General features: G+C 66.1%; 19 protein-coding genes and 2 pseudogenes. 14 read left to right on the top strand and 7 right to left on the bottom strand.

From position 1 onward, the window contains the following. Positions 1–96: 96 nt before the first annotated feature. Positions 97–1,644, bottom strand: coding sequence for an MFS transporter (locus tag ACFYOJ_RS22520; protein WP_356558174.1), 1,548 nt, complete (start codon positions 1,642–1,644; stop codon positions 97–99). 186 nt (positions 1,645–1,830) lie between these two features. Between ACFYOJ_RS22520 and ACFYOJ_RS22515 the strand changes: the two genes are divergently transcribed. The 3 genes from ACFYOJ_RS22515 to ACFYOJ_RS22505 all read left to right on the top strand — a co-directional run bounded on the left by ACFYOJ_RS22515 (position 1,831) and on the right by ACFYOJ_RS22505 (position 3,925). Further along, positions 1,831–2,451, top strand: coding sequence for a TetR/AcrR family transcriptional regulator (locus ACFYOJ_RS22515; RefSeq protein ID WP_356558148.1), 621 nt, complete (start codon positions 1,831–1,833; stop codon positions 2,449–2,451). 81 nt (positions 2,452–2,532) lie between these two features. Beyond that, positions 2,533–3,234 (top strand): ribonuclease HII, encoded by a 702-nt coding sequence (locus tag ACFYOJ_RS22510; RefSeq protein WP_356558149.1) that lies wholly within the window; start codon positions 2,533–2,535, stop codon positions 3,232–3,234. Between the two features lie 67 nt (positions 3,235–3,301). Then, the gene (locus tag ACFYOJ_RS22505; RefSeq protein WP_356558150.1) at positions 3,302–3,925 is read left to right on the top strand and encodes a hypothetical protein; all 624 of its coding nucleotides are present in this window, start codon (positions 3,302–3,304) and stop codon (positions 3,923–3,925) included. A gap of 260 nt (positions 3,926–4,185) precedes the next feature. On the opposite strand, the gene ACFYOJ_RS22500 is transcribed toward ACFYOJ_RS22505, so the two are convergent. Both ACFYOJ_RS22500 and ACFYOJ_RS22495 read right to left on the bottom strand, forming a co-directional pair. Next, the gene (locus ACFYOJ_RS22500; RefSeq protein ID WP_356558151.1) at positions 4,186–4,800 is read right to left on the bottom strand and encodes a hypothetical protein; all 615 of its coding nucleotides are present in this window, start codon (positions 4,798–4,800) and stop codon (positions 4,186–4,188) included. Between the two features lie 280 nt (positions 4,801–5,080). Beyond that, positions 5,081–6,859: pseudogene (locus ACFYOJ_RS22495) on the bottom strand (helicase-related protein); the annotation flags it as partial. A 277-nt stretch (positions 6,860–7,136) separates the two neighbouring features. Between ACFYOJ_RS22495 and ACFYOJ_RS22490 the strand changes: the two are divergent. The 5 genes from ACFYOJ_RS22490 (at position 7,137) to ACFYOJ_RS22470 (ending at position 11,234) form a co-directional block, all read left to right on the top strand. After that, entirely contained in the window at positions 7,137–7,943 is an 807-nt protein-coding gene (locus ACFYOJ_RS22490) for an IS5 family transposase (RefSeq protein ID WP_356558152.1), read from the top strand. 90 nt (positions 7,944–8,033) lie between these two features. Continuing rightward, positions 8,034–8,411, top strand: coding sequence for a VOC family protein (locus tag ACFYOJ_RS22485; protein WP_356558153.1), 378 nt, complete (start codon positions 8,034–8,036; stop codon positions 8,409–8,411). Between the two features lie 122 nt (positions 8,412–8,533). After that, positions 8,534–9,772, top strand: a complete 1,239-nt coding sequence (locus ACFYOJ_RS22480; protein ID WP_356558175.1) for an IS701 family transposase — start codon at positions 8,534–8,536, stop codon at positions 9,770–9,772. A gap of 139 nt (positions 9,773–9,911) precedes the next feature. Beyond that, complete coding sequence (locus ACFYOJ_RS22475; protein ID WP_388597600.1) at positions 9,912–10,559, top strand: hypothetical protein; 648 nt, start codon at positions 9,912–9,914, stop codon at positions 10,557–10,559. Positions 10,560–10,583: 24 nt separating this feature from the next. After that, positions 10,584–11,234, top strand: coding sequence for a hypothetical protein (locus ACFYOJ_RS22470; RefSeq protein WP_356558155.1), 651 nt, complete (start codon positions 10,584–10,586; stop codon positions 11,232–11,234). A 129-nt stretch (positions 11,235–11,363) separates the two neighbouring features. Here ACFYOJ_RS22470 and ACFYOJ_RS22465 read toward each other — a convergent pair whose 3' ends face one another. Then, complete coding sequence (locus tag ACFYOJ_RS22465) at positions 11,364–11,978, bottom strand: TetR family transcriptional regulator C-terminal domain-containing protein (protein WP_356558156.1); 615 nt, start codon at positions 11,976–11,978, stop codon at positions 11,364–11,366. 108 nt (positions 11,979–12,086) lie between these two features. Between ACFYOJ_RS22465 and ACFYOJ_RS22460 the strand changes: the two genes are divergently transcribed. The 4 genes and pseudogenes from ACFYOJ_RS22460 to ACFYOJ_RS22445 form a co-directional block, all read left to right on the top strand. Further along, positions 12,087–12,347, top strand: coding sequence for a hypothetical protein (locus tag ACFYOJ_RS22460; protein ID WP_356558157.1), 261 nt, complete (start codon positions 12,087–12,089; stop codon positions 12,345–12,347). Between the two features lie 42 nt (positions 12,348–12,389). Then, the gene (locus ACFYOJ_RS22455) at positions 12,390–13,160 is read left to right on the top strand and encodes a transposase (protein WP_356558158.1); all 771 of its coding nucleotides are present in this window, start codon (positions 12,390–12,392) and stop codon (positions 13,158–13,160) included. 164 nt (positions 13,161–13,324) lie between these two features. After that, positions 13,325–14,434, top strand: coding sequence for a hypothetical protein (locus tag ACFYOJ_RS22450; RefSeq protein WP_356558159.1), 1,110 nt, complete (start codon positions 13,325–13,327; stop codon positions 14,432–14,434). Between the two features lie 259 nt (positions 14,435–14,693). Beyond that, positions 14,694–14,855 (top strand): annotated as a pseudogene (locus tag ACFYOJ_RS22445) (IS5/IS1182 family transposase); the annotation flags it as partial. Positions 14,856–14,895: 40 nt separating this feature from the next. Here the strand turns inward: ACFYOJ_RS22445 and ACFYOJ_RS22440 are convergent. Beyond that, positions 14,896–15,279, bottom strand: a complete 384-nt coding sequence (locus ACFYOJ_RS22440; RefSeq protein ID WP_356558160.1) for an endonuclease domain-containing protein — start codon at positions 15,277–15,279, stop codon at positions 14,896–14,898. Positions 15,280–15,571: 292 nt separating this feature from the next. Between ACFYOJ_RS22440 and ACFYOJ_RS22435 the strand changes: the two genes are divergently transcribed. Beyond that, entirely contained in the window at positions 15,572–17,731 is a 2,160-nt protein-coding gene (locus ACFYOJ_RS22435) for a DEAD/DEAH box helicase (protein ID WP_356558161.1), read from the top strand. Positions 17,732–17,770: 39 nt separating this feature from the next. On the opposite strand, the gene ACFYOJ_RS22430 is transcribed toward ACFYOJ_RS22435, so the two are convergent. After that, on the bottom strand, positions 17,771–19,213 hold the full coding sequence (locus ACFYOJ_RS22430; protein ID WP_356558162.1) for a hypothetical protein: 1,443 nt from the start codon (positions 19,211–19,213) through the stop codon (positions 17,771–17,773). Positions 19,214–19,265: 52 nt separating this feature from the next. Between ACFYOJ_RS22430 and ACFYOJ_RS22425 the strand changes: the two genes are divergently transcribed. Then, positions 19,266–21,419: a recombinase family protein gene (locus ACFYOJ_RS22425; RefSeq protein ID WP_388597594.1), complete on the top strand. Its 2,154-nt coding sequence runs from the start codon at positions 19,266–19,268 to the stop codon at positions 21,417–21,419. A 189-nt stretch (positions 21,420–21,608) separates the two neighbouring features. On the opposite strand, the gene ACFYOJ_RS22420 is transcribed toward ACFYOJ_RS22425, so the two are convergent. After that, complete coding sequence (locus tag ACFYOJ_RS22420) at positions 21,609–23,564, bottom strand: DUF3732 domain-containing protein (RefSeq protein ID WP_356558164.1); 1,956 nt, start codon at positions 23,562–23,564, stop codon at positions 21,609–21,611. Positions 23,565–23,572: the final 8 nt, after the last annotated feature.

Genomic DNA, 23,572 nt, shown 5'->3' with positions numbered 1-23,572 from the left:
CCGGTCCGCGGGTGACGCGCCGGCCGACGGGCAGGTGTGACGTCGCCCGTCGGTGTGCTCCGGCCGGCCGGCCAGAGCGGAGCCTGGCCCCCCGCCTCAGCCCATTCCCGGTCCGGCCGAGCCGGAGAGCGCCTCCAGGTCGCTCTTGCGGACCCGGATCACGAACCATGCCGTGGCCAGGGCGAGTACGGCCATGGCGGCGGCGGGGACGAAGGCCGCCGAGATGCCTTCGGCCAGGACCTCGTGCCCCCAGGGAGCGGGCAGCTGGTGGGTCCTGGCGAACTCCGCCTTCTGCTCGGCCGAGCTGTTGGCGAGGAAGTCCGGCATCAGCCTGGCCGCCTCGTCCCTGCCGGCCGTGCCGAACACCGTCGTCAGGATGGCCAGCCCGATCGAGCCGCCCACCTGCTGCGTCGCGTTGAGCAGCCCGGACGCCGCGCCCGCCTCGTGCTGGGCGACCCCGGAGACCGCGGTCAGTGTCAGGGTCACGAAGTTCAGGCCCATGCCGAAGCCGAAGACCAGCATCGGACCGAGCACTCCGCCCACGTAGGAGCTGTCGGCGCTGATGAGGGTCTGCCAGCCCAGTCCGAGCGCGGCGAGCGCCGAGCCGACGAGCATGAAGGGCTTCGGGCCGAACAGGGGCAGGAAGCGCTGCGACAGACCGGCGCCGAGCGCGATCACGACCGTGACCGGCAGGAAGGCGAGGCCGGCCTGGATCGGGGTGTAGCCCAGCACGTTCTGGACGAACAGCACGATGTAGAAGAACATGCCGAACATCGCCGCGGCCAGGCACAGCATGATCACGTAGGTGCCGGAACGGTTGCGGTCGGCGAACATCCGCAGGGGGGTGATCGGCTCCCTGGCCCGCGACTCGATGAGTGTGAAGACCAGCAGAAGGACCACCGCCGCGGCGAAGGACCCGATGGTGAGGGTGTCCCGCCAGCCCTCGTCGGCGGCACGGATGAAGCCGTAGACGAGGGACGCCATGCCCGCCGTCGAGGTCACGGCCCCGGGGATGTCGAAGCGTCCGGAGTGCCGCTCGGACTCGTTGATGTAGAGCGGCGTCAGCACGGCGATCAGGACACCGATGGGTACGTTCACGAAGAGCACCCAGCGCCAGTCGAGCCACTCGGTGAGCATGCCGCCCGCGAGCAGGCCTATCGCGCCGCCGCCCGCGGAGACGGCCGCGAAGACCCCGAACGCCCGGTTGCGCTCCGGTCCCTCGGGGAAGGTGGTGGTGATGAGGGCCAGCGACGTGGGTGACGCGATCGCGCCTCCTGCCCCCTGCAGGACACGTGCCGCCAGCAGTTGCCAGGGTTCCTGGGCGAAACCCCCGAGCAGCGAGGCGGCGGTGAACAGCAGGATGCCGGTCATGAAGACGCGGCGCCGGCCGAGGATGTCGCCGGCCCGTCCGCCGAGCAGCAGCAGGCCGCCGAAGGTGAGCGTGTAGGCGCTGACGACCCACGTCAGGTCGGTGGTGCTGAACGCGAGGGCTTCTTGAATGTGCGGGAGCGCGATGTTCACAATCGTCGCGTCGAGTACCACCATGAGTTGGCAGGCCGCGATGACCGCGAGCGCGATGCCGGGACGCCCCTCCCGGCGGGCCGCTTTCGGCTTCTGGTCTTTGATCAAGGAAGAGGTCGTCACCATGTGTCCCCCACGAACGACTTAGTGAACGGACTCGTTCACTGTTGTGTCAACGGTAGTGACTCCCCGACAGTGAACGCAAGCGTTCACTTGTGTCGTCGTCGCGTGCCCCGTCCCCCGTCGGGGGCGCGTGGCGGCGTTTTCCTCCCCCGAACACCGGCTCACTGCTCACTGGAGACCCCCGACATGGTTCCCTCGCACTGGGAGGCCGTCACCGCCCAGGCTCCCTCCCGCCGACGCGGTGCCGTCCTCGAACGCGCCATCCTCGACGCCGCGCTCGACCAGCTCGGCACCGTCGGCTGGAACGGCCTGACCATGGAGGGCGTGGCCGCCGGCGCCCAGACGGGCAAGGCGGCGGTCTACCGCCGCTGGCCGTCCAAGGAGGACCTCGTCGCGGACGCCCTGCGCTCCGGACTCCCGGGCTTCGACGCCGCCCCCGATCTCGGGAACGTGCGCGAGGACCTTCTGGCGCTCTGCCGCCGGGCCCGCGACGCGATGTTCTCCCGGTCGGGGTTCGCCCTGCGATCCGTCATTCACGAATGCGATACACGGCAGGCGGAACGCTTCCATGCGGTGATCTTCGAAGGTGTCGTCGAGCCGACCCTCCGGATGCTCCGCGAGGTCATCACCCGAGGAATCGAGCGCGGGGAAGTGCGGCGGGAAGCGGCGAACGGCTGTGTCTTCGACGCCATTCCGGCGATGATGATGTACCGGACGAAGATTTGTGGAAGCGAATGGACCGACGCCGAGATCGAGGAGATGATCGACCAGCTGATGGTCCCGCTGCTGCGGCCCCAGGGCATCTGATTTCCGCACCCGGACGGGTGCGGCACTCTTCGGGGACCGGAGTGTCGCCGGACTTCCGGGGCGGCGTAGGCTATGGGCGTCATGCCGTACGAACCACCCACTCACACCGTCGAGCGCTCCCTCCGCGCCACGACCGGAGCCAAGATCATCGCCGGTGTCGACGAGGTGGGGCGCGGAGCGTGGGCCGGTCCGGTCACCGTCTGCGCCGCGATCACCGGACTGCGCCGGCCCCCGGAAGGCCTCACCGACTCCAAACTGCTCACCCTCAAACGGCGGACCGAACTCGCCGCGGTGCTGCAGGAGTGGGCGACGTCCTACGCCCTGGGGCACGCCTCCCCGGAGGAGATCGACGCCCTGGGGATGACCGCGGCGCTGCGACTGGCGGCCGTGCGTGCCCTGGAGGGCCTGCCGGTCCGTCCCGACGCCGTCATCCTCGACGGCAAACACGATTACCTCGGGTCGCCCTGGCGGGTGCGAACGGTGATCAAGGGGGACCGGTCGTGCGTGGCGGTCGCGGCGGCTTCGGTGATCGCCAAGGTCCACCGCGACAAAATGATGGCCGAACTGGGTGCCGACCATGCAGACTTCGGTTTCGCGGACAACGCCGGGTATCCGTCACCCGTGCACAAGGCCGCGCTGGCGGAACGGGGGCCCACCCCGCACCACCGTTTGTCGTGGGCGTATCTTGATGCGCTGCCCCAGTGGCGGCACCTGAAGAAGGCCCGCGGCTGGACGGACGCAAGCGTTCCGGAAATCGAGGGCCAGCTCGGCTTCGATTTCTGACACTTTGCCCGCCGGTATGCACCACCCGCCCACGCCGGCCGCACCAATGTTTGATAAAAATCAGCTCATGCCTCTCATTCCCGAGGAGCCTCAGATTCACGAGAAGGCCCAGGGTCCCCGCGCCACTCCGGCCAGCGGCCGCACCGCGCCGACCCCCCGCCCCGTACCCGGTCCCCGTCCCGCGGCTCCACCGCGCCCCGGCCGTCCCGGCCCCGTGCGGCCGGCGCCGCCGGCGCAACGCACCTCACGCGACACCGCCCCGGCCGGCACCGGACCGTCGGCTCCGGCCGCCGCTCCCGCCGGCCCGCAGATCCAGCTGATCCCGGCCTCCCCCGAAGGTGCGCTCGACGCCGCCGAGGAAGCCGTGGACCTGCTCCTGGACTCGGGCCGCGCACCCGGCGACGTGCTGGTGATCACCACCGGCGAGTCCCACCCGTGGGCCGCCCACGAACTGTCCTTCGGCGATGCCGCCTACTGGGCCCAGCACGACGCGGGCGACGACGTCTTCTACGCGGACGCCGCCGTCGCCGACCGTGCCGCGAAGCGCCCCGTGGTCGTCGTGGCGCTCAACGGCGGCCCCGAAGCCGCTGCCGTCACGGCTCTTTCGGTGGCCCACTCCAGGGCCGGCGCCCTGCTGATCGTCTGCGGCGACCCGCAGCGGATCAACTCGGTGCTGGGCGCGAGCGCCTGAGCCGTCCGCGCCACGTCCGACAGGCGCCGGGCCGGCACCGGAAACCGCCGCGTGGGCACTCCCGCGGCGGGGGCACCGGAGGGCGCGGTGCCCGGCACCGGCCGTGGCGTACCACGGCCGGCGGACGGGGGGCGGACTCGACGGTGCAGGGGATCGGGGCCCGGCAGCGGGCTGTCCGGGCCCGGTGGTCGCGGAGACACCGGCCGGTGGACCCGCGCACCGGGCTTCCCCGCCGCTTCTCCCCTTGACCCCGGCGTTGTTCAGCGAGCCGCCGCGCGGCGCAGTACGTCGGAGGCGACACCGCCGGTACGCGGCGGTGGGGGCGGCGCCTGCGAGGTGGCGAACGGCTCCGGTGCCGACGAGGCGTTCGGCCGCCGGCCGCCACGGGCCTCGCCGAGGACCTGCCACCCGTCACGGGTCAGCGTGATGTACGCCCCGCACCGCAGCCCGTGCAGCGTGCACGCGTCCCGCAGACCCCACATCCACGCGCCGTCCTCCTCGGTCCAACGCGCGTCGCCCTCACGGCAGTAGAGCAGCACGGCGGTGCGCACCGGGGTACGGCGGCGCAGATCGTGCGGGATGACCCGACGGAGCTGGGCGAGCAGCGCGTTGCGGAACATCCATCCGTCCACCGGTGTGCGGCGGCTGGTGAACGAGGCGCTGGCGCACAGCCGTTCGTCCGGATCGAGCACGGCCACGATCGCGGTCGCCGGCTCGGGGCGATGCCGCGAGTGCAGTCCGCTGACGACCTCTCGCGGATTGCGCAGCAGGGGGATTCCGGCTGAGGCCCACTCCGCGGGTTCGAGCAGGCGAGTGGCAGAAGTGGCGGACGGCGACAAGGATGCCGCCGAGGACGGAGCGAGTCCGAAGGTCACGTTCCTCCCTTCGGCTACGCGCCCACACTGCGGGCGGGGTCGGATTCGGGGGAGCGCGCACCGCAGTGAAGCCCTTCCGGGACACGGACGAGCCGTGCGGGGAGCGGACTTCAATTCTTCCTGTCGAACTGGAATGCGGCAACGAGCAATTGGTACTGTCGACCCTTATCGGGCGATGCGCGCTCTATATCCCTACCCAGGGAGGCGTCGCACGACGCACGGTGCGGACCGGCCGGAGCCCCGGAAGGCCAGGTGACTCCGGTGCGATCCCCGGGGGTGATCACCCTTGCACGGCCAGGACCAGTGGCAACACCCCCGTCGCACCGGCCCGGCGGAGCAGCCGGGACGCGACGGCGAGGGTCCAGCCGGTCTCGGTGTAGTCGTCCACCAGGAGAACCGGGCCCTGCCGGCCGGTGAGCTCGGCGGCGACGCCGGGCGGCACCGTGAGCATGCCGTCGAGCGCCTTGAGCCGTTGCGCGCTGTTGCTGCGGGACATCGGAGGCGCTTCTCCCGTGTACTCGACCGAGCCGAGCAGCGGCAGCCGCCCCACCTCGGCGATGCGGGCGCCGAGCGACCGGATCAGCCGCGGTCGCGAGCGCGAGGCGATCGTCACGACGCCGATGGGGCGCGGCGGGGCGTCGGCCGCGCCGGAGGCCCAGCCGCCCGGCCCCTTCGCCCAGTCGGCCAGCACTGTCACGACGGCCCGGGCGACGTCGTCCGGCACCGGGCCGTCGGGTGCGTGCGCCGCCAGCATCGGGCGCAGCCGGTTGCCCCACCCGATGTCGGAAAGACGGCCCAGGGCCCGTCCCGGTGCCGCCTGCTCCCCGGCGGGGATGCGCCCCTTGAGATCGACGCCGATCGCGGGGAGCCCGGTCGGCCACATACGGCGCGGCTCCACCTCGACACCGGGGCGGCCCAGGTCGGCGCGTGCCGCGTCCAGGGCGTCGGCCGAGGTGTCCGCCGTGAACCGGGGTCCGGCGCAGTTGTCGCAGTGGCCGCAAGGTTTGGCGCCCTCGTCGTCCAGCTGACGCTGCAGGAACTCCATCCGGCACTCCGTCGTCGACGCGTAGTCGCGCATCGCCTGCTGCTCGGCCCTGCGCTGGCGCGCCACCCAGTCGTACCGTTCGGCGTCGTACGTCCACGGCCGGCCGGTGGCGATCCAGCCGCCCTTGACCCGCTTCACCGCACCGTCCACGTCGAGGACCTTCAGCATGGTCTCCAGGCGGGAGCGGCGCAGTTCCACCAGAGGTTCGAGCGCGGGCAGCGACACGGGGCGCTCCGCATCTGCGAGGACGTCGAGGGTGCGGCGCACCAGCTCCTCCGGCGGAAAGGCCAGCGAGGCGAAGTACTCCCAGATCGCCTCGTCCTCCTTGCCCGGCAGAAGCAGCACCTCGGCGTGATCGACACCGCGTCCGGCGCGGCCGACCTGCTGGTAGTACGCGATGGGGGAGGAGGGCGAGCCCAGGTGCACCACGAAACCCAGGTCCGGCTTGTCGAAGCCCATGCCCAGCGCCGAGGTGGCGACCAGGGCCTTGACGCGGTTGGCGAGCAGATCGTCCTCGGCCTGCTGCCGGTCGGCGTTCTCCGTCTTCCCGGTGTAGGAGGCGACGGTGTGGCCGCGTTGCCGCAGGAAGGCCGTGACCTCCTCGGCGGCGGCCACCGTCAGCGTGTAGACGATCCCGGAGCCCGGCAGCTCGTGGAGATGGTCGGCCAGCCACGCCATCCGGTGCGCGGCGTCCGGCAGCCGCAGCACGCCCAGGCTGAGGCTCTCCCGGTCCAGCGGTCCGCGCAGCACCAGCGCGTCCGACGTACCCCCGGTGCCCAGCTGTTCGGCGACGTCGGCGGTCACGCGCGCGTTGGCGGTGGCGGTCGTCGCCAGCACCGGCACACCGGGCGGGAGATCGGCGAGCATCGTCCGCAACCGCCGGTAGTCGGGCCGGAAATCATGCCCCCAGTCCGAGATGCAGTGAGCCTCGTCCACCACGAGCAACCCGGTGGCGGCGGCGAGTTCGGGCAGTACCTGGTCACGGAAGTCGGGGTTGTTGAGCCGCTCGGGGCTACGGAACGGGGAAGGCATTTAAGTTTCAGGCCGATGTGGGCCCTTGACATGCGGAAAGACGCTGTACTGGGGAAAGAGGCGAAGGGGATGGCCGGGTCTCCCTGGCGCCTTCGTTGCCCAGCCCTTCCGTGTAGGTGGCTACCTCGAGAGGCAGCCACCTGAGACGCGCGGTGCCAAGTGCGTGGGCGCCGTCAGTGAACCTCTTTCATCCTGTGTTGGAGGGTGAAATGGGCTGGTCAGCGGGTGTGGTGACGAGGCAGGGCCCCTCGTCGTTGGCGTGGTGATCTCACTCAGCACACCGGCGACCGAAGGGGCCCTGTTGGTTCCGTATCCTGCCATGCTCGACGTGTCGCACGAGCTTGTCGAGCATGTCGTCTGGCTGTTGCACGAACACCGCCAGGCCCGCAACACCCGCTGGCGGAAGCTCGGCTGCTTCAAACAGGCGCTTCTCACGCTGGTGCACCTGCGGAAGAACGAGACATTCTCGCAGCTCGGAGCCGGTTTCGGGATATCCCAGGCCACCGCCTGGCGCTACGTCGACGAGACCTTGGACGTGCTGGCCGGCTGGGCGCCCGGTCTCCATGAAGCCCTCACCGGGCTCGGTGAGGGCGACCACGTCATCGTCGACGGCACCCTGATCCCCACCGACCGGATCGGTGCGGACGAGCCGTACTACTCGATGAAGCACCGCCGGCACGGCATGAACGTGCAGGTCATCGCCCGTCCCGACGGCACCCCGCTGTGGTTCTCCCGCGCGACACCGGGCAGAACCCATGACCTGACCGCGGCCCGGGCCCACGGCATCGTCCAGGCCTGCCTGACTCGGCAGATCCTCGTCCTTGCCGATCGCGCCTACCAGGGCGCCGGCGCCACCTTCCGTACCCCGTACTACCACCACCGCGAACAGCCCGCCCATTACCAGCAGTTCAACCGTGACCACGCCCGACTGCGAGCTCCCGGAGAACGGGCCTTCGTCCAGTTGAAGTCATGGCGACTGCTCCGGCGAGCCAGATGCTCCACCCGCCGCATCGGCACCATCGTCCAGGCCGTCCACATACTCCTGATCTGCAACTATTCAGGATGAAAGAGGTTCACTGACCAAGATTCACTTTCGATACACGGCCTAGTACTCCAGCTGTAGATCGTGATCAGGCGTCGTGGGACGCTGCCCTTCATGATCGCCAAGCTGCAGTGTGTGGTGTTGGACTGTGCCGATGTCGTTGAGCTGTCCCGGTTCTACCAGTCGCTTCTCGGCGGCGTAGTCAACCAGCCGGATCCGCGGTGGTCGCTCGGCGAGGGCTGGGCGACGCTCCACACCGACGGTGGGTTCGTGCTGGCCTTCCAGCGGGTGGACAACTATCAGCCGCCGCGGTGGCCGGACTCCGCGCGTCCTCAGCAGTTCCACCTCGACCTGGAGGTCAAGGACCTGGAACAAGCTCAGGAAGACGTCCTCAAGCGGGGCGCCGCACTGCTCGACGCGGGTGACAAGCAGCGGAGTTGGCGCGTCTTTGCGGATCCGGCAGGACACCCGTTCTGTCTCGTCCGGCACTGACAGGGAGACCGCAGGGGTGCGGCCACCGTTGATCATCGTGAGTTGTGTGGACTGACGAAGAGACGGTGGCCGCGGGTCACAGCATAGATCCCGCGCGCTGGCGGGAGGCGTTCGAGGTGGCCATGGGCCGGATAGCGGGCCGGTTCACGCGGGTCGAGCCACGGCTGCGGGCCGGGTGGCTGGTGCTGGGTCTGCTGTCGGACCTGCCGCGCAAGAACTGCTGGACGATCGCGGAGTGGGCCGGGGAGGCCAGCCCGCACGGCATGCAGCATCTGTTGTGCCGGGCGGTCTGGGATGCCGATGCCGTCCGCGACGACGTGCGGGAATACGTCGTCGAGCACCTCCACGATGAGGCGGCGGTGTTGGTCGTCGACGAGACCGGTGACCTGAAGAAGGGCACCCACACGGTCGGGGTCCAGCGCCAGTACACCGGAACAGCCGGGCGGATCGAGAACTCCCAGGTCGCCGTCTACCTCGTCTACGCCGGCGTCCGGGGACACGCGGCAGTGGACCGGGAGCTGTACATACCGCGCTCCTGGACGTGCGACCCGGATCGCTGCCGGGCTGCAGGGCTCGGCGAGGGCACCGTCTTCGCAACCAAGCCGGAACTGGCCCGCACGATGATCGAACGCTTCCTGGACGCCGGACACCGCATCGGCTGGGTCACCGGTGACGAGGTCTACGGCGGCAACCCGAAACTGCGCACGGCTCTGGAGGAACGTGGCATCGGCTATGTCCTCGCGGTGGCCTGCTCAGCCGAAGTGACCACTGGTGCGGGCGCCTTCCGCGCCGATGCCCTGGTGCAGAAGGTGCCGAAGCGGGCCTGGCAGAAGCTCTCGGCCGGACGTGGTGCGAAGGGAGAGCGGTTCTACGACTGGGCTGTCATCGATCTCGCCGAGCCAGCGCCGGGCAGCCGTCAGCTGCTGATCCGCCGCAACCGCACCACCGGCGAACTCGCCTACTACCGCTGCTTCTCACCCCAGCCGGTGCCGCTGACCGAGCTGGTGCGGGTCGCCGGCTCCAGATGGCGGGTGGAAGAGACCATCCAGACCAAGAAGGGGCTGGCCGGACTCGATGAGCACCAGGTGCGCCGCTACCCCTCCTGGACCCGCTGGGTCACCCTGGCCATGCTCGCCCATGCCTTCCTCGCCGTCGTCCGCGCCGACGAACACGCCCGCAACCCCGCTCCGGACGAGCTGGTCCCGCTGTCCTGCAACGAGATCCAGCGCCTGTTCATCACACTCGTCGTCCAGCCCCTCCACGACATCGCCCACCGACTCGGCTGGTCGGACTGGCGACGCCGCCATCAGCAGCGATCACGCACCAGCCATTACCAACGAAAAGCCACATCTCAGCCATGAAGATCACGATCTACAGCTGGAGTACTAGCAGGCCGCACCGGTTCGGTGGACCTCGGCAATCCACTGGCGCGAGGGCGCTGTCGGGTCATATCCTGATCCGTTCTCCGATGATCAACTACCACACGGAGGTTGCGAGTTGATGGACGTAGCGAGGATGCTGGCTCAGCTTGATGAGCTTATTGCTGAGTACCGAGAAATGATCAGCACCCGTACCGAAGGAGTACTGGCCTCTGATCGAGCCAAGCTCCTTGTGAGCCGTCTCGAAGCCGCTATCGATCGCTTGGCACCTCCTGGTAGTAGCTACGTAAGGCAGCTAGATGTCTATCGGGAACAAAAGCGAACCTCGCTGAAGATTCGAGAGGTCTTTAGCATTGCTCTTGGCCTCCATCACGATCTGGCATCCGGATGGGTGGAGACAGTTGTTGAGATGGTGCACGCTGACACCCATAGCGATTACCTGAATATGGCAGAGGCGTTGTTGCAATCGGGGTACAAGGACGCCGCAGCTGTCATCACAGGTACGTCATTGGAAGTTCATGTGCGAACGCTCTGTGGTAAATATGGCGTAGACACCGAACTGGCCAGTGGTGCACCGAAGAAGGCCGACGTCATGAACGCCGACCTGAAGAAGGCTGACGTCTATGACGGACTACGGCAAAAGCAGATTACGGCCTGGATGGACCTGCGCAACAAGGCGGCTCACGGTGACTACCAAAGCTACGACGAACACCAGGTACGTATGTTCATTGATGGCGTGCGAGACTTCATGCTGAAGTACTCGGCATAGCGCGCAGAAGAGGGGAATTAAACGATGGCCAACATCGACAAGGTAGTCGAGCAGCTCAACTTTCTGATCAAGGCTTCCGAAAACTATGCACGGAACGATAACTGGTCTCTCCTGTATGACGGGGCAGACGACCCCGTTGTTCTCAGCAACCGGCTCGAAGCCGCAATCGAGCGAGCTACGCGACCGACCTCTATGTATATGAAGCAGCTTGACATTGCCCGCCGTAGAGTACAGCCTTATCGACTCAGAGAAGTGCGCATCGTCGCGCTGGGACTACGTGACGATTTGGTCGCCGGGTGGGTTGAATCGGTCGTCGAGCTGGTGCACGCCGACACCTACCGCGATTATTTGGAAATGGCGGAGGGGCTGCTTGCCAAGGGATACAAGGACGCCGCAGCCGTCATCACGGGAACGTCCCTCGAAGTTCATGTGCGCGCTCTGTGCGCGAAGAACAATGTGACGACGGCAGTGGCAGGCAAGCCAAAGAAGGCCGACACCATGAACGCCGACCTCAAGAAGGCTGGAGTGTACGACGGCTTGCAGCAGAAGGAAGTTACCGCCTGGATGGACCTCCGGAACAAGGCAGCCCACGGGGACTACGCCGACTACGACCGCGATCAGGTACATCGGTTCATCGGTGGAGTAGAAGCCTTCATGAGGAAGTACCCAGCGTAGGCGAACCCAGTAGGTCAGGGGTAGGTGTGAAGACTTCTCACTAAGGGCTGTCCCGTATCTGCTGACCAGCCCCGAGCAGGCTGTGGGCGTCAGAAGCGTGCGGTGCGCAACACATTGGGGCTGGGCGCGTCATCCGTGGCTGGATGCTCTTTGCAGCAGGTGGTCGATGTGGCGTTGAAGGATGGCCAGCGCCATCTCCGGAGAGTGGTGGCCTGCAAGGACGTGGACCGTGAGGCCATCAGCCAAAGCGAGGAGGGTGTGGGCCTCGCGGGTGGGGTCGAGGCGCTGTGGGATTTCCTGGGTGTCCTGGCCATAGCGGATGAGCCACGCGATGAGGTCATGGAGCTTGGCATAAGTGTCGTGCAGGACGGCGCCTAGTTTCTCGCTGGCCGGTGCGTGGGCGACGAAGGCCAGCCAGACGTGCGCCTGCGTCTTCGATTTCTCATTCAGCAAGGCGAGTTCGGCCAGAGTGTGTGACAGCAGAGTGGATGCGGCCTGAGGGGCGGAGGCTGTGGCGATGCGCTGGCTGGCGCGTTCGCTGACGTGTTGGGAGACGTGCTCCAGCGCGAAGAGCAGCATGTCCTCCTTGGTGCGGAAACACCGCTGGACGGCGCCCATGGACACGTCCGCCTGAGCGGCGACGTCGCGGAGGCTGACGGCTTCCATGCCGGAACGCGCGATCAGAGTGCAGACTGCCTCGGCGATCCGGCGGCGTCGGTCCTCGTAGTCGACCTGCTTGGGCACGCTCAGCTCCTCCTGTCTTCCGATGCACTTGCATCGTATCCGGCTGCACTGCACGATGTGATGCGATCGCATCGGAACGATGTGCGCACTGCGGAGAGGAAGTCTGTCATGGGGAAGCAGCTCAAGAAGTCGAACAACAGCTCAGGCGAGGGGCTGCTCTGGCTGTTCGGTGCCATCCTGGCCATCCAGGGGTTCGGCTCCGCCATCACGGAGGCCGGGTGGGATACAAGCTTCGGTGTCGCCGGCCTTCTGCGGGCAGCCCACGTGCCTGAGTGGGGAACCCTCCTGGTCGGCTTTGCAGGTGCCGCCCTACTGGCGACAGCGGCGCGCCGTCACCATGCGAGGAGGCAGGCGCACCGACGTCCGTGAGCGGTCCAGAGGCCAACCACCGCTGCGTGGGAAGCTCTTGGCGTGACTGGTGTGATCACGGCGTCGGAGCCTTCCTGGATAGCCCCGTTCACCGGGCTGAGCCCACGGCTGTTCCAGAAGCTGGTGACAGGGCTGCGCCGCGAGGGCGCTGATGCGGTACGGCGCGGCCGGCCCTGGAGCCTGCCACTGGAGGACAGGGCCCTGCTGGTCGCCGCCTACTGGCGCACCAACCTGACCCTGCGGCAGCTCGCCCCGCTGTTCGGCGTCTCGAAGTCCGCCGCCGACCGGATCATCAACGACCTCGGCCCGCGCCTGGCGCTGCAGCAGCGCCGCCGCTACCGCAAAGACACCGTGCTGATCGTGGACGGCACCCTGGTCCCCACCCGCGACCACACCGTCGCCGAGCAGTCGAAGAACTACCGGTACTCCACCAACCACCAGGTCGTCATCGACGCGGACTCCTGCCTGGTCGTCGCGGTCGGTCGGCCCGTGACGGGCAACCGCAACGACTGCAGGGCATGGGAGGAGTCCGGCGCCAAGGCGGCGGTCGGGAAGACCACCACGATCGCCGACGGCGGCTACCGCGGCACCGGCCTGGTCATTCCCCACCGTCGCACGCGCAAGGACCAGGAACTGGTCGCCTGGAAGGAGGAACACAACCGCTCACACAAGAGCGTCCGCGCCCGCGTCGAGCATGTCTTCGCCCGCATGAAGACCTGGAAGATCCTCCGCGACTGCCGCTTGAAAGGTGACGGCGTTCACCACGCCATGCTCGGCATCGCCCGTCTGCACAACCTCGCCCTCGCCGGATAACCCGGCAACCACCAGGCCACCTACCAAAGAAGCACCGTAATCCAAGATCCATTACGGGACAGCCCTTAGCAGCCACCCTTAGCGTACGGATGACTTGGGCAATTGTGATGATGTCATGACGTCAGGTGTGCCGAGAATAATTCTGATCGAAAGAAGAGGGAATAATGACAGTTCAAGATGATGTGGTGGCGCTCGGCATAAGAAGTGATGCTGCCTATGTCGGCCGGTTCAGTCGCGATTTGGGTGCATCGAGAGCCTCCGAACACAGCGGTACCATCATGTTCTGTTTGGCGCCGTACCTGTCACTGTTTGTACATGAGTCGTATAGCAAGCTCAAGCGCATTGATCCCGCCTTGCCCGCCTTGTTGTCGGCTGACGCCGAAGCAATCGTGGCGCGTTCACGCCACAGTTTGAAGCTTTTCGAGGACAACCGGCGCGGTATTGAAGGGCAGCTTGCATACTTCCGTGACGAGATCTCGCCTGCACACGTGGATAGGTTCCTGAACAACACGTGGCTTAAGGCAGCCCGCTTTCTAGAGACAGACTTGGGTCTCTACAGCTACGACGGAAGGATTATCTCGACAACGCATGCCGCCACGTTCCATCTGGGATTTGATCCTGTTGCACTACTGGAGGAGGGGTCGGGTCCGAATCTGCAATCCGTCTACGAAGAGTACGGCCGTTACTTCTGCGGGCTGGGCGCGAGGACCGATTCAGGCGCGAAGACCTTTGTGAGTCATCTCGATCCGATGCGCTTTGATCAGCGGGACAACGACGTTCGATCGACTAAGTACTACGGTCAGGTATTCAATGGAAAGGGTACGCCAGACATCAACCGGCTACTGATGGTGTTCCGGGGTTTGATGAATTTCGTCGACTCGATGCTCGGGCTGGGCTCAGATGCGAATGAGGTCGAGTACACCGTATTCAAGATGCGCTTTCTGACCCTGTACCAGGTTCTTGGCAGCCTGCAGATGCTTCATGACGAACGACCCGGTGACCTCACCACGCAGTCCACGAGGCTTATCGAGAAGATCACGGGCACGTGGTCGGCAAGCCTGATTATGGATCGCTCAGCAAAGCCGTTCCGCAACACCCTGATGCACTACACCCTAGACTCTCGCGTCGACCTGGCGAGGGTGGATGCATCTCAGCCACTCTTTGGACTCGTGCCGATCTATTTTCCGTCGCACGACGCTGCATCGTTCGTCGAGGCCGTTGATAGCTGTATTGAGGAAACCGCATCGGTCATAGAGGAGTGGGCTACTACCTGAGCAGTGAGCGCGGAGTTGGTTCGGCGGGCACGGGGACTCGACCGTCTGCACATAGAACAGCCCTGCGGCCACTGGTCGCGGGGTGCTTGGCTTGCGCGGCTTGTTCAGGCGGACCTGGCAGGCGTGGCCGGCGCAGGGTTGGTCGGCCCGATCTATGCGGCCGTCTCCGGCTTCCCGCTCCTGGTGTCTTCAACGGCAACGCTGACGGCTACGACACCGATCAACCACCGTCTACGGCTGTCCTGCAAGAGGCCGTTGACAGCGCCGGCACAACAGCACACACGCCAAAATCCGCTGCCTTGGCGAGCAGGCCATGGCCACCCTGAAGGACTGGCGCCTCCTACGAAAGTTCCGTTGCAGCACCAACGGCATCACCGCGATCTTCAAAGCCGTCCTCATCCTTCAACACGCCTCCGCGTGAGGTTGGAAAGGGCTCAGTAGCCCCGGAGATACTCGGCTATTCATTCAAATTTGTCCGGGTCGTCGCCGAGGTACCCGATCACGGAGTTGCAGCGTCGGTGAAGGATGCCTCTCACGCAATTGCCGCAGGATGTCTGCCGGGGGCAGCAGGAGTGATCGTGGTCGATCACAACGTCTCTGCCGAACTTCCCGAGATGTTCTCCGCATATCGAACATCGGCCACCTTGGTCCAGGTGGATCTCCGAGTATCTGTCGTATGTGATGCCGTGTCTGGCCGCCCGCCTGGCGATCTCTTTCTGGTCTTCATTGCACTTGGTGCTATCGCACACGTATCTCCACACGGTTTCGCTCCCGACGGAAACGAACCTGCGCTCATTCCTTCCTCCGCAGCACGCACACTTGGCCGTGCCCTCGACAATCGACATTACGGAATTCACGGATCCTTTCGGTAGGTGCGTCAGATGTTGAGCTCAGATATCAGTTGGTGTCCGGGCCTGAGGAGGGTGAACCACCTGCCCTTCCTGCGGGCGTCTGCTTGTTTTCGCTCAACAGGACCAGCGATCTTTGGCGCACTCGGTCTTCTGTCGGCATCGCAAGAATAGACGGGAATTTGCTGGGCCTTGCATCCGACCAAGGAAGCTGATAAAAGGCGTCTCCCTCCGTCGCACGTCTGAGGCGGATTCGCCGAGTGTCGGTGGGATCGGGTTCTATGGGGGCATGGACAACCTGGAGCTCCGTGGTGAAGCCGATGTCGTCCTTGCCGAGCTTGTCGGCGCCCCGGGAGGGGCGGCCCGCCTTCGGGAGGACCAGTGGCAAGCTGTGTCGGCGCTGGTGGAGGAGCATCGACGTGCTCTGGTGGTGCAGCGGACCGGCTGGGGCAAGTCGGCGGTGTACTTCGTGGCCACTGCTCTGTTGCGTAGGCGTGGTGCCGGCCCGACGGTGATCATCTCGCCGCTGCTGGCGTTGATGCGTAACCAGGTGGAGGCGGCGGAGCGGGCTGGGATTCGGGCTCGCACGATCAACTCGGCCAACCCGGAGGAGTGGGAGACGATCTACGGGGAGGTGGAGCGCGGCGAGACCGATGTCCTCCTCGTAAGCCCTGAACGCCTCAACTCCGTGGATTTCCGCGATCAGGTCCTGCCCAAGCTCGCGGCTACGACCGGTCTGCTCGTGGTCGATGAGGCGCACTGCATCTCCGACTGGGGACATGATTTCCGGCCCGACTACCGTCGGCTGCGTACGATGCTCGCGGAACTGCCAGCGGGGGTGCCTGTGCTGGCCACTACGGCTACCGCGAACGCCCGGGTGACGGCCGACGTCGCGGAGCAACTGGGAACTGGCAGTGGGGACGCCCTGGTGCTGCGAGGGCCGTTGAACCGGGAGAGTCTTCGTCTGGGTGTGCTGGAGTTGCCGGATGCCGCGCACAGGCTGGCGTGGCTGGGTGAGCGGCTGGGAGACCTGCCGGGTTCGGGGATCGTCTACACGCTCACGGTCGCGGCCGCGGAGGAGGTTGCGGCGTTCCTGCGGCAGCGCGGGTATCCGGTGGCTTCCTACACGGGGAAGACGGAGAACGCCGATCGGCTGCAGGCGGAGGAGGACCTGCTGGGCAACCGGGTGAAGGCGCTGGTGGCGACTTCGGCGCTCGGTATGGGCTTCGACAAGCCCGACTTGGGATTTGTCGTCCACCTGGGCTCACCCTCGTCGCCGATCGCCTACTACCAGCAGGTGGGACGTGCGGGGCGTGGTGTGGATCATGCGGACGTGCTGCTGCTGCCGGGGCGGGAGGACGAGGCGATCTGGGCGTACTTCGCCTCGGTGGGCTTCCCACCCGAGGAGCAGGTCCGCCGCACCCTGTCAGTGCTCGAGGAGGCGGGGCGTCCGGTGTCGCTGCCGGCGCTGGAGCCGCTGGTGGATCTTCGGCGCTCGCGGCTGGAGACGATGCTGAAGGTCTTGGACGTGGACGGGGCGGTGAAGCGGGTCAAGGGCGGTTGGATCGCGACCGGGCAGCCGTGGGCGTACGACGCGGAGCGGTATGCGTGGGTCGCGAAGCAGCGTGAAGCGGAGCAGCAGGCGATGCGGGACTATGTGGCGACCAGCGGGTGCCGGATGGAGTTCCTGCAGCGACAGCTCGATGACGAAAAGGCGGTACCGTGCGGGCGCTGTGACAACTGCGCAGGCCCCTGGCTGGATCCCGCCGTCTCCCCGGCGGCTCTCGCGGCGGCGACGGGGGAGCTGGACCGGCCTGGGGTCGAGGTCGAGCCGCGCAAGATGTGGCCGACCGGCCTTGCCGCGGTTGGCATGGACCTCAAGGGCCGCATCCCCCCGGGCCAGCAGGCGGCCACTGGTCGCGCGCTGGGCCGGCTGTCGGACATCGGCTGGGGCAACCGCCTGCGGTCCATCCTGGCGCCGCAGGCGGCGGACGGGCTGGTCCCGGACGACGTGCTGAACGCGGTGGTGACCGTGCTGGCCGATTGGGCCCGCTCCCCGGGCGGCTGGGCCAGCGGCACACCCGACGCGATCACGCGGCCCGTGGGCATCGTCGCGATGCCGTCCCGCACCCGCCCACAACTGGTCGCCTCGCTGGCCGAGGGCGTCGCAGGAGTCGGCAGGCTCCCCTTCCTCGGTAGCCTGGCCTACACACCCCAGGCGGACGGACACAACGCGCATCGCAGCAACTCCGCCCAGCGGCTACGCGCCCTGGCCGACTCGTTCACCATGCCCGATGAACTCGCCGCCGCCCTGGCCGCCACCCCCGGCCCGGTCCTACTCGTAGACGACTACACCGACTCCGGCTGGACCCTGGCCGTCGGCACACGCCTCCTGCGCCAGGCTGGAGCCAGCCAGGTGCTCCCGCTCGTCCTTGCCCTGGCCGGGTAGGCGAACTCTGGTGGCCATGGCAACAGGCCAGCCAGGTGGCTACTGCTCGGAGTCAGGGCCGAAGAGCGTCTCTTGCCGGTATACCTTGTGCACATACGAATTGTCTTTGGAGGTTCGAGTTCGATTGCGTTTTTGTCGGTCGCGGACGGACTCGCTGCTGTTTTCCTCGGCGACGAGGACATTCTGACCTTCGCTGACGCGACGCTTGACCATGGACCACAACTGCTCTCGCGTGGTACCGATCGTGCCGACCAACCCTTCCTTGACCAGTTCGACAAACTGTGCTCCTACAAGGTGGCGTTCGACTCGGTCGTATCCCAACAGTCGAGCTTGACTGTCTTTCTGGGGGCCGAGCGTGCAGTCGTTCTCAAGCAGCATGCGCACGTAGGAAACCGGAAGGTACATTCCGTGAGCGAGTCCCTCGACTGGTTTCTTGGAGGTGCCCTCAGGCCAGTAGGCGAGCTTGAGGAAGCAGGGATCGTTTCCTAGGCGCCATTCGTGCGGTTGCGTGGGTGGACTGTTCAGCTGTGCCACTTTTTCGAGTCGATCGAGCTGGCTTCGCAACCGTTCGTCGACCCGTATCTCCCGCCTGCGTGGATCTAGGCGCTTGTATTGAACGAGTGTAAAGCTTTTGGTGGGGACGTGATAGTAAATCATGTCGGTTCCGGTCCGGAACTCCAGCGGAAGAGCATTGACGTTGGTCACCTCCAGTCGTCGCCGCCCGCTGGAATCCCAGAGCACGTTGATGTCGCATCTGGCTCCGCTCCCGTTCACCCAGTCGCTGTCCAGGCCGAACGCCCGCCCTGCGGCGCGCACGTCATAATCAATCAGGCTGTTCTCCGAGGGCTGCGGGATGATGCCTGCGGTGTAGGGAGCGTCGCGGGATTCGGGGCGCTTCCAGGCGTTTAGCGAAGGCAGAGGGAAGTCGGCGATCCGCAAGATGCTCCGGACCGCATCTTGCTGTTCTTGCCACGCGCGGTCTGCTTCGTCACGACTATCAAGGACAGGCGGATTGGCCTGGACGAGCAGCCAGTCGAGCAGTGGGATGAGACGGGGAAACCTGATGCGGATCCCTGTCTCAAGCGCCTGCCAGACTTCACGACTGCACCATCTGGCGGTGCCGATGAGACTTGCTTGCTCGAATTCGTTCCGCAAGTCGGCGCCCAAAAGGGCGAGAAGGCCGCCCTCCCCGTCGATGGGCACATCTTCCATGCACTCCCGCAGGGGGTCGATAGTTATGCTCTTGTCGACAGTGCCGGGGGTGTTGTGTCGGGCCACGCTGCCCATCCAGATCAGGCGTCGGGATCGCCGGTCGACGCTGCTCTCCGCGTCTTCGCTGATCACCAAGACCATGGGCGGGCCTGGATTCGGCCCAGCTGGCTGATCTTGCGCTGCGAGAACCTTGGTCAGGCGGAGCTGCAAGCGCAGTTGTTCGTGGATCTTTTTCATCTGCCTCGCTGGCAGCGTCACGATGTAGGCCACGGTCGGAGCGTAGTGCGAACGATCACCCTGCGAGCCGGCTTGTCTCATCCCGGTGCCGCCACAAGCTGGCCTACCTGGCACGGTGCTCAAGCTGTACTGGTGTGATCGGAGGGGGGAATGGTTGGGAACTGTCCGCTCCCCGCGAAGGTTTCCACGGCCAGCATTCCAGGGTAACGGGACTGACGTGCAAGAACCTTACGCGGAAGTGGTGGCAGCTCGGCTGCGGTCGGGACGACGGGCGTTGCGGGCTGTGGACTACCTGCGTGTGTCGACGGAGGAGCAGACCAAGGGCTACGGCATCGCGTACTCGGGCAAGAAGACGGCCGGATACATCAGCCAGAAGGGCTGGGAGCACGTCGGTACCTTTGTGGATGAAGGCGTCTCTGGGGCTTTGGAGTCCCGCCAACGCCCAGGTCTGAGGCGGCTGATGGAGCAGGCGTGGACGGTCCCGCGGCCGTTCGACATCGTCGTCGTGAACGAGGGCCGGGCCATCGGCCGTACTGGGCGTGCCTTTTGGAGGTGGGTCTGGGAACTCCAGGAGATCGGCATCTTCGTTGCCGTGGTCAAGCGGGACTACGACAACAGCACTCCTGAGGGGGAGAGCAAGATGCGCAAGGACGCCGATTACGCCGAGGACGAGAGGGAGATCATCCGGGAGCGGACGCAGGGCGGTATTCAGGAGAAGGCCGAGAGCGGCGGTTACGTTGGCGGCAAGGTCCCGTACGGCTACCGGGTCGATGCCAGCCACCTCGTCCTGGATGAGTGTCTTGGGGACAATCACTGCACGGCCGGGCACGAGGCGTGCGCGTTGCGGCGAGGGCGAAAGCTCTACGTAGTCTCGAGGGACTGGAGCCGGGCGGCGCACGCAATGAACGCGGGGGGCTTCCGGAGGCGGAACGGCGGGTTGTGGGATGGTCAGAGTCTGCGCCAGCAGGTGCTCAATCCCATCGTCCTGGAGGCACGGCAGGTGTTCCGCGGCTCGAGAGGAGTGCGCCGAGACCATGAGGGACGGCCGGTGAACGGCGACCGGGTAGTCATCCCGCTGCCGCCGGTCTTCACTCCGGCCGAGGTGGAGGAACTCCGGGTGGCCAGCAGACGCCCGGTCCGCACTCTGCAGAGGGTCCGTGTCTACACGCTCAGCGGCCGGATCGTCAGCCCCTGCGGCAAGCGCTATATAGGTGGCGGAACGATCCTGAGGACAAAGGCATACCGGTGCCAGGGCCGGAACAAAGCGTACGTCGGCGCACCCACCTGCTCCTGCCCCTACTTGGCTGCTGATTCAGTCGAGGAGCAGACCTGGCGACGAGTGAGGACACTCCTCGGCGACGCCGACCGTCTCAGGGGGATGGCCGGCTGCCATAGCGCCCCATCAACTGCCCAGCGTGACGGTTCAGAGAAGCGCAGGGGCGAACTCGACCGGCAGATCAGGACTCACAGACAGGCCCTCGCCATCGCCCTCCGTGTAGCCGCGAAGGAAGTCGCCGCGCACGATCTTGGCCTGGAGGAGTCGGAGAAAGCGGTGGAGCGCCAGATCGCGCCGCTGCAGGCTGAACTCAGTGCGCTGCTTGATGCCCAAAGGGAGCTGAAAGACCGGCTGGCGAAAACGGATACGGAACGGGAGCGGTCCGCTCAACTGGTCGAGCTTGCGGCTATGACACGACGGATGTGGGGCAGCCTTTCGCTGGAGCGGCAGAAGAAGCTTATGGCCGTACTGGACGTCGAGGTGTCGTTCCACGAACCACCTCGGCGAGGGCGCAAGGGGCAGCTGTGCGCGCTGGCTGCATGGTTCACCGACAGACGACTGCAGGTCCCGCTGCTGACCGACGAGGGATGGGCGGCGATCGAGCCGATGATCACCCACCGGCCACGGGGAGTAAGCCCCCGGCTGGTGATGACCGGAATCCTCTACAAGGCCCGCACCGGCACACCTTGGAACGCTCTCCCTGACCTGTTCGGCTCTTCCTCTACGTTGCAGACCTATGCGGCCCGCTGGCGCGAGTCTGGTTTCTGGGAGAATGCCATGCGATCCCTCTCGGCTGCCAAAAGTACACCACTTTCTACGTCGCCTGGTATAAAAACCCGGATCGAGTGCTCCATCGAGCCACTGAATCTACTGAGTGGTGCGCAGCGGGGAAACCTCAGTGCCTCACTGCAGGGTCACGGTACGGAGAGGGAGTTCAGGTTCTGGGTAGAGCTGGAGCCCTAGTGGATGCGTCATTTACGGTTTCCCAGTCGATGGCATTCCGTATGCCATGGCAATTATTGATAATTGTATACGCTGATCGATAGAAGTGTTACCAGCCACCTCGGCAACAGATGGTGAACCATACCTGCCCTCTTTACGCATTGCATGTCAGCCCGGTTCACATGGCACCCCGAAGCAGTGGGTGGTGGATCACTCCAGCCAGTCGACCGGAATCAGCGCCCTGCGATAGCCGGCCTGGGGACGCCAGTTCTCGACAACGGCGTCCTGGAACCACTTCTCGTGCAGGTTGGCGTGGTCGCACACGATGATTTGTAGGCCCCCGTTGGCTTCTTCGGTGACGTCGTGCAGCAGCTTGAAGTAGGTGGTGACCGCTGCCCAGTCAGCATCCTCCACGGTGGCAGCGTCACGGATCTTTTCAGGGAAGAACGCCTGCGTGGGCTGGTCCAGCATCAAAAAACGCGGTACGGGCCTGCGTTCGCGTAGGAAGTAGGTGTGCAGGGCCAGGTGGGCGATTAGGTGGTAGCCGATCCAGTTCTTCGCGCTGCCGATGCGTGTCAGAGGCAGGCGGCCCTCGGGGCGGCGGACAATGACGTTGAGCTGGGAGAGGCTGATGCGGACCTCTTCGGCCGTGACGGCTTGGCCAAGACTCAGTCGTTGCGCCCAAGGCGTCATGAGCGCTGCAACGTCGGTGAGACGACGTTCCGTCTCGGCGGTGACGTCGTCCTCGTCGACCATGTCCTGCAGCGCCTCGACACGTTCCTGGGCGAGGGTCAGGTCGTTGCGGAGTCGGCGTAGGTCATCGTCCGCGAGTTCGCCGGAGGCGGCGCGTTCCTGCGCGATGCGACCTTGAACGTAGGCGACACGGATTTGCTGGTCCTGGAGATTCCTCATCTGCTCGTCACTGGCGTTGATCTCCTTCAGCTGGGCGCCATTGAGACGCAGACGCTCGGCGACAGCGTCGCGTTGGTTCTCCAGGCTGCGGCGGTGCTCTTCGCGTACCGGCTGGAGGGTTTCGGCGTGGGAGAGCTCGTCGGCCAGATGCCGCGCCAGGGCAGCGATGTCTGCGGCCGAGGGATCCGGGGCGTCGAGCGGGCGAGTGCATAGGGGGCAGACGCCGGCGGGTTGGTCCTCCCCTTCGGGGCCGAGCAGGTTGAGGGTCTTGAGCCGGTCGAGCTGGAGGTGGAGTTCCCCGGTAAAGGCGTGGCCTTGCTGGTGCCAGCGGTCCACCATGGCCAGGGCGTCGTTGAGTTGTTGCCAGCGCTCACGTAGTTGCCGGCGCTCCTGGGTGAGTACCTGGCGGCGGTCTTGCAGGTCGGTTGGTTCGTTTACGGTGATGGGTGTGACGGTCAGTGCTTGGTCCAGCAGCGACCGGATCTGCTGTGGGTCCAGGGCTGGCGGGAGATCTTGCAGGAGCCCCTCGCGTTCCGCCAGACGCAGCAGGGCTGCCTGACGGGTGTCTATGCCATCCCTACGGCGGACTGCGTCATCGAACTTGCGTTGGGCTGCGCGCTGTTCGCGCAGCGCCTCGCCGAGTTGGTGTCGGCGCAGGGCCTGTTCGGGACCGGCGGCGCCGAGGAAGTACGGCAGGGTGTCCTTGATCGCCTGTGCGATGCCGCTCTCACTCTGGCGGTGGAAGAGTGCGCTCTGGTTGGCGATCTCGTTCTGCTTCTGGAAGCACAACAGGGCTGCTTGGGCAATGGAGACGTCGAAGGGGTAGCGGGCCGCACCCGTGGGCGGCTGGAAGCGGAAGTCCTCGATGCCCAGGCGGGCGCTGAGCTGACTGCGTAGCGCGGTGACGTCGGCGTCTGGCCGCAGCTCGTCGCTGCGGGGCAGATCAAGGCTCTCGTCGCCGATACGGATCATGGCCTTGGTAGTGGAGTCGCCGACGGGGCGTGGGCGGGCCAGGACCATCCGGGTGGTGCCGAAGGTAACCAGAATGGCGTACCAGCCGATGGTCTGGTCGATGGGCTCGTCGGGAAAATTGGGCTTCTTGCGGCCCAGGCAGTACTCGACGATGTCGAGTACTTCGGACTTTCCGGTCTCCGATTCGCCCGTGAGGATGTTCAGCGCCCCGGGGCGGAAACGGATGACCCGGGGAACGGGCCGACCGTCTCGGTGATAAAGGGCCAGGGCGAGTAGCTGCATGGCGGGTC

The organism is Streptomyces sp. NPDC006384, assembly GCF_042870695.1.
Lineage (GTDB): Bacteria > Actinomycetota > Actinomycetes > Streptomycetales > Streptomycetaceae > Streptomyces.
This window is presented reverse-complemented; position numbering and strand designations above follow the sequence as displayed.

Bases quoted from the DNA above. Each gene is read 5' to 3' on its own strand.
- ACFYOJ_RS22440 (WP_356558160.1), bottom strand. From the start codon at position 15,279: ATGTCGATTGTCGAGGGCACGGCCAAGTGTGCGTGCTGCGGAGGAAGG.
- ACFYOJ_RS22460 (WP_356558157.1), top strand. From the start codon at position 12,087: ATGGGGAAGCAGCTCAAGAAGTCGAACAACAGCTCAGGCGAGGGGCTG.
- ACFYOJ_RS22450 (WP_356558159.1), top strand. From the start codon at position 13,325: ATGACAGTTCAAGATGATGTGGTGGCGCTCGGCATAAGAAGTGATGCT.
- ACFYOJ_RS22420 (WP_356558164.1), bottom strand. From the start codon at position 23,564: ATGCAGCTACTCGCCCTGGCCCTTTATCACCGAGACGGTCGGCCCGTT.
- ACFYOJ_RS22470 (WP_356558155.1), top strand. From the start codon at position 10,584: ATGGCCAACATCGACAAGGTAGTCGAGCAGCTCAACTTTCTGATCAAG.
- ACFYOJ_RS22510 (WP_356558149.1), top strand. From the start codon at position 2,533: ATGCCGTACGAACCACCCACTCACACCGTCGAGCGCTCCCTCCGCGCC.
- ACFYOJ_RS22435 (WP_356558161.1), top strand. From the start codon at position 15,572: ATGGACAACCTGGAGCTCCGTGGTGAAGCCGATGTCGTCCTTGCCGAG.
- ACFYOJ_RS22505 (WP_356558150.1), top strand. From the start codon at position 3,302: ATGCCTCTCATTCCCGAGGAGCCTCAGATTCACGAGAAGGCCCAGGGT.
- ACFYOJ_RS22475 (WP_388597600.1), top strand. From the start codon at position 9,912: ATGGACGTAGCGAGGATGCTGGCTCAGCTTGATGAGCTTATTGCTGAG.
- ACFYOJ_RS22480 (WP_356558175.1), top strand. From the start codon at position 8,534: ATGGGCCGGATAGCGGGCCGGTTCACGCGGGTCGAGCCACGGCTGCGG.
- ACFYOJ_RS22515 (WP_356558148.1), top strand. From the start codon at position 1,831: ATGGTTCCCTCGCACTGGGAGGCCGTCACCGCCCAGGCTCCCTCCCGC.
- ACFYOJ_RS22485 (WP_356558153.1), top strand. From the start codon at position 8,034: ATGATCGCCAAGCTGCAGTGTGTGGTGTTGGACTGTGCCGATGTCGTT.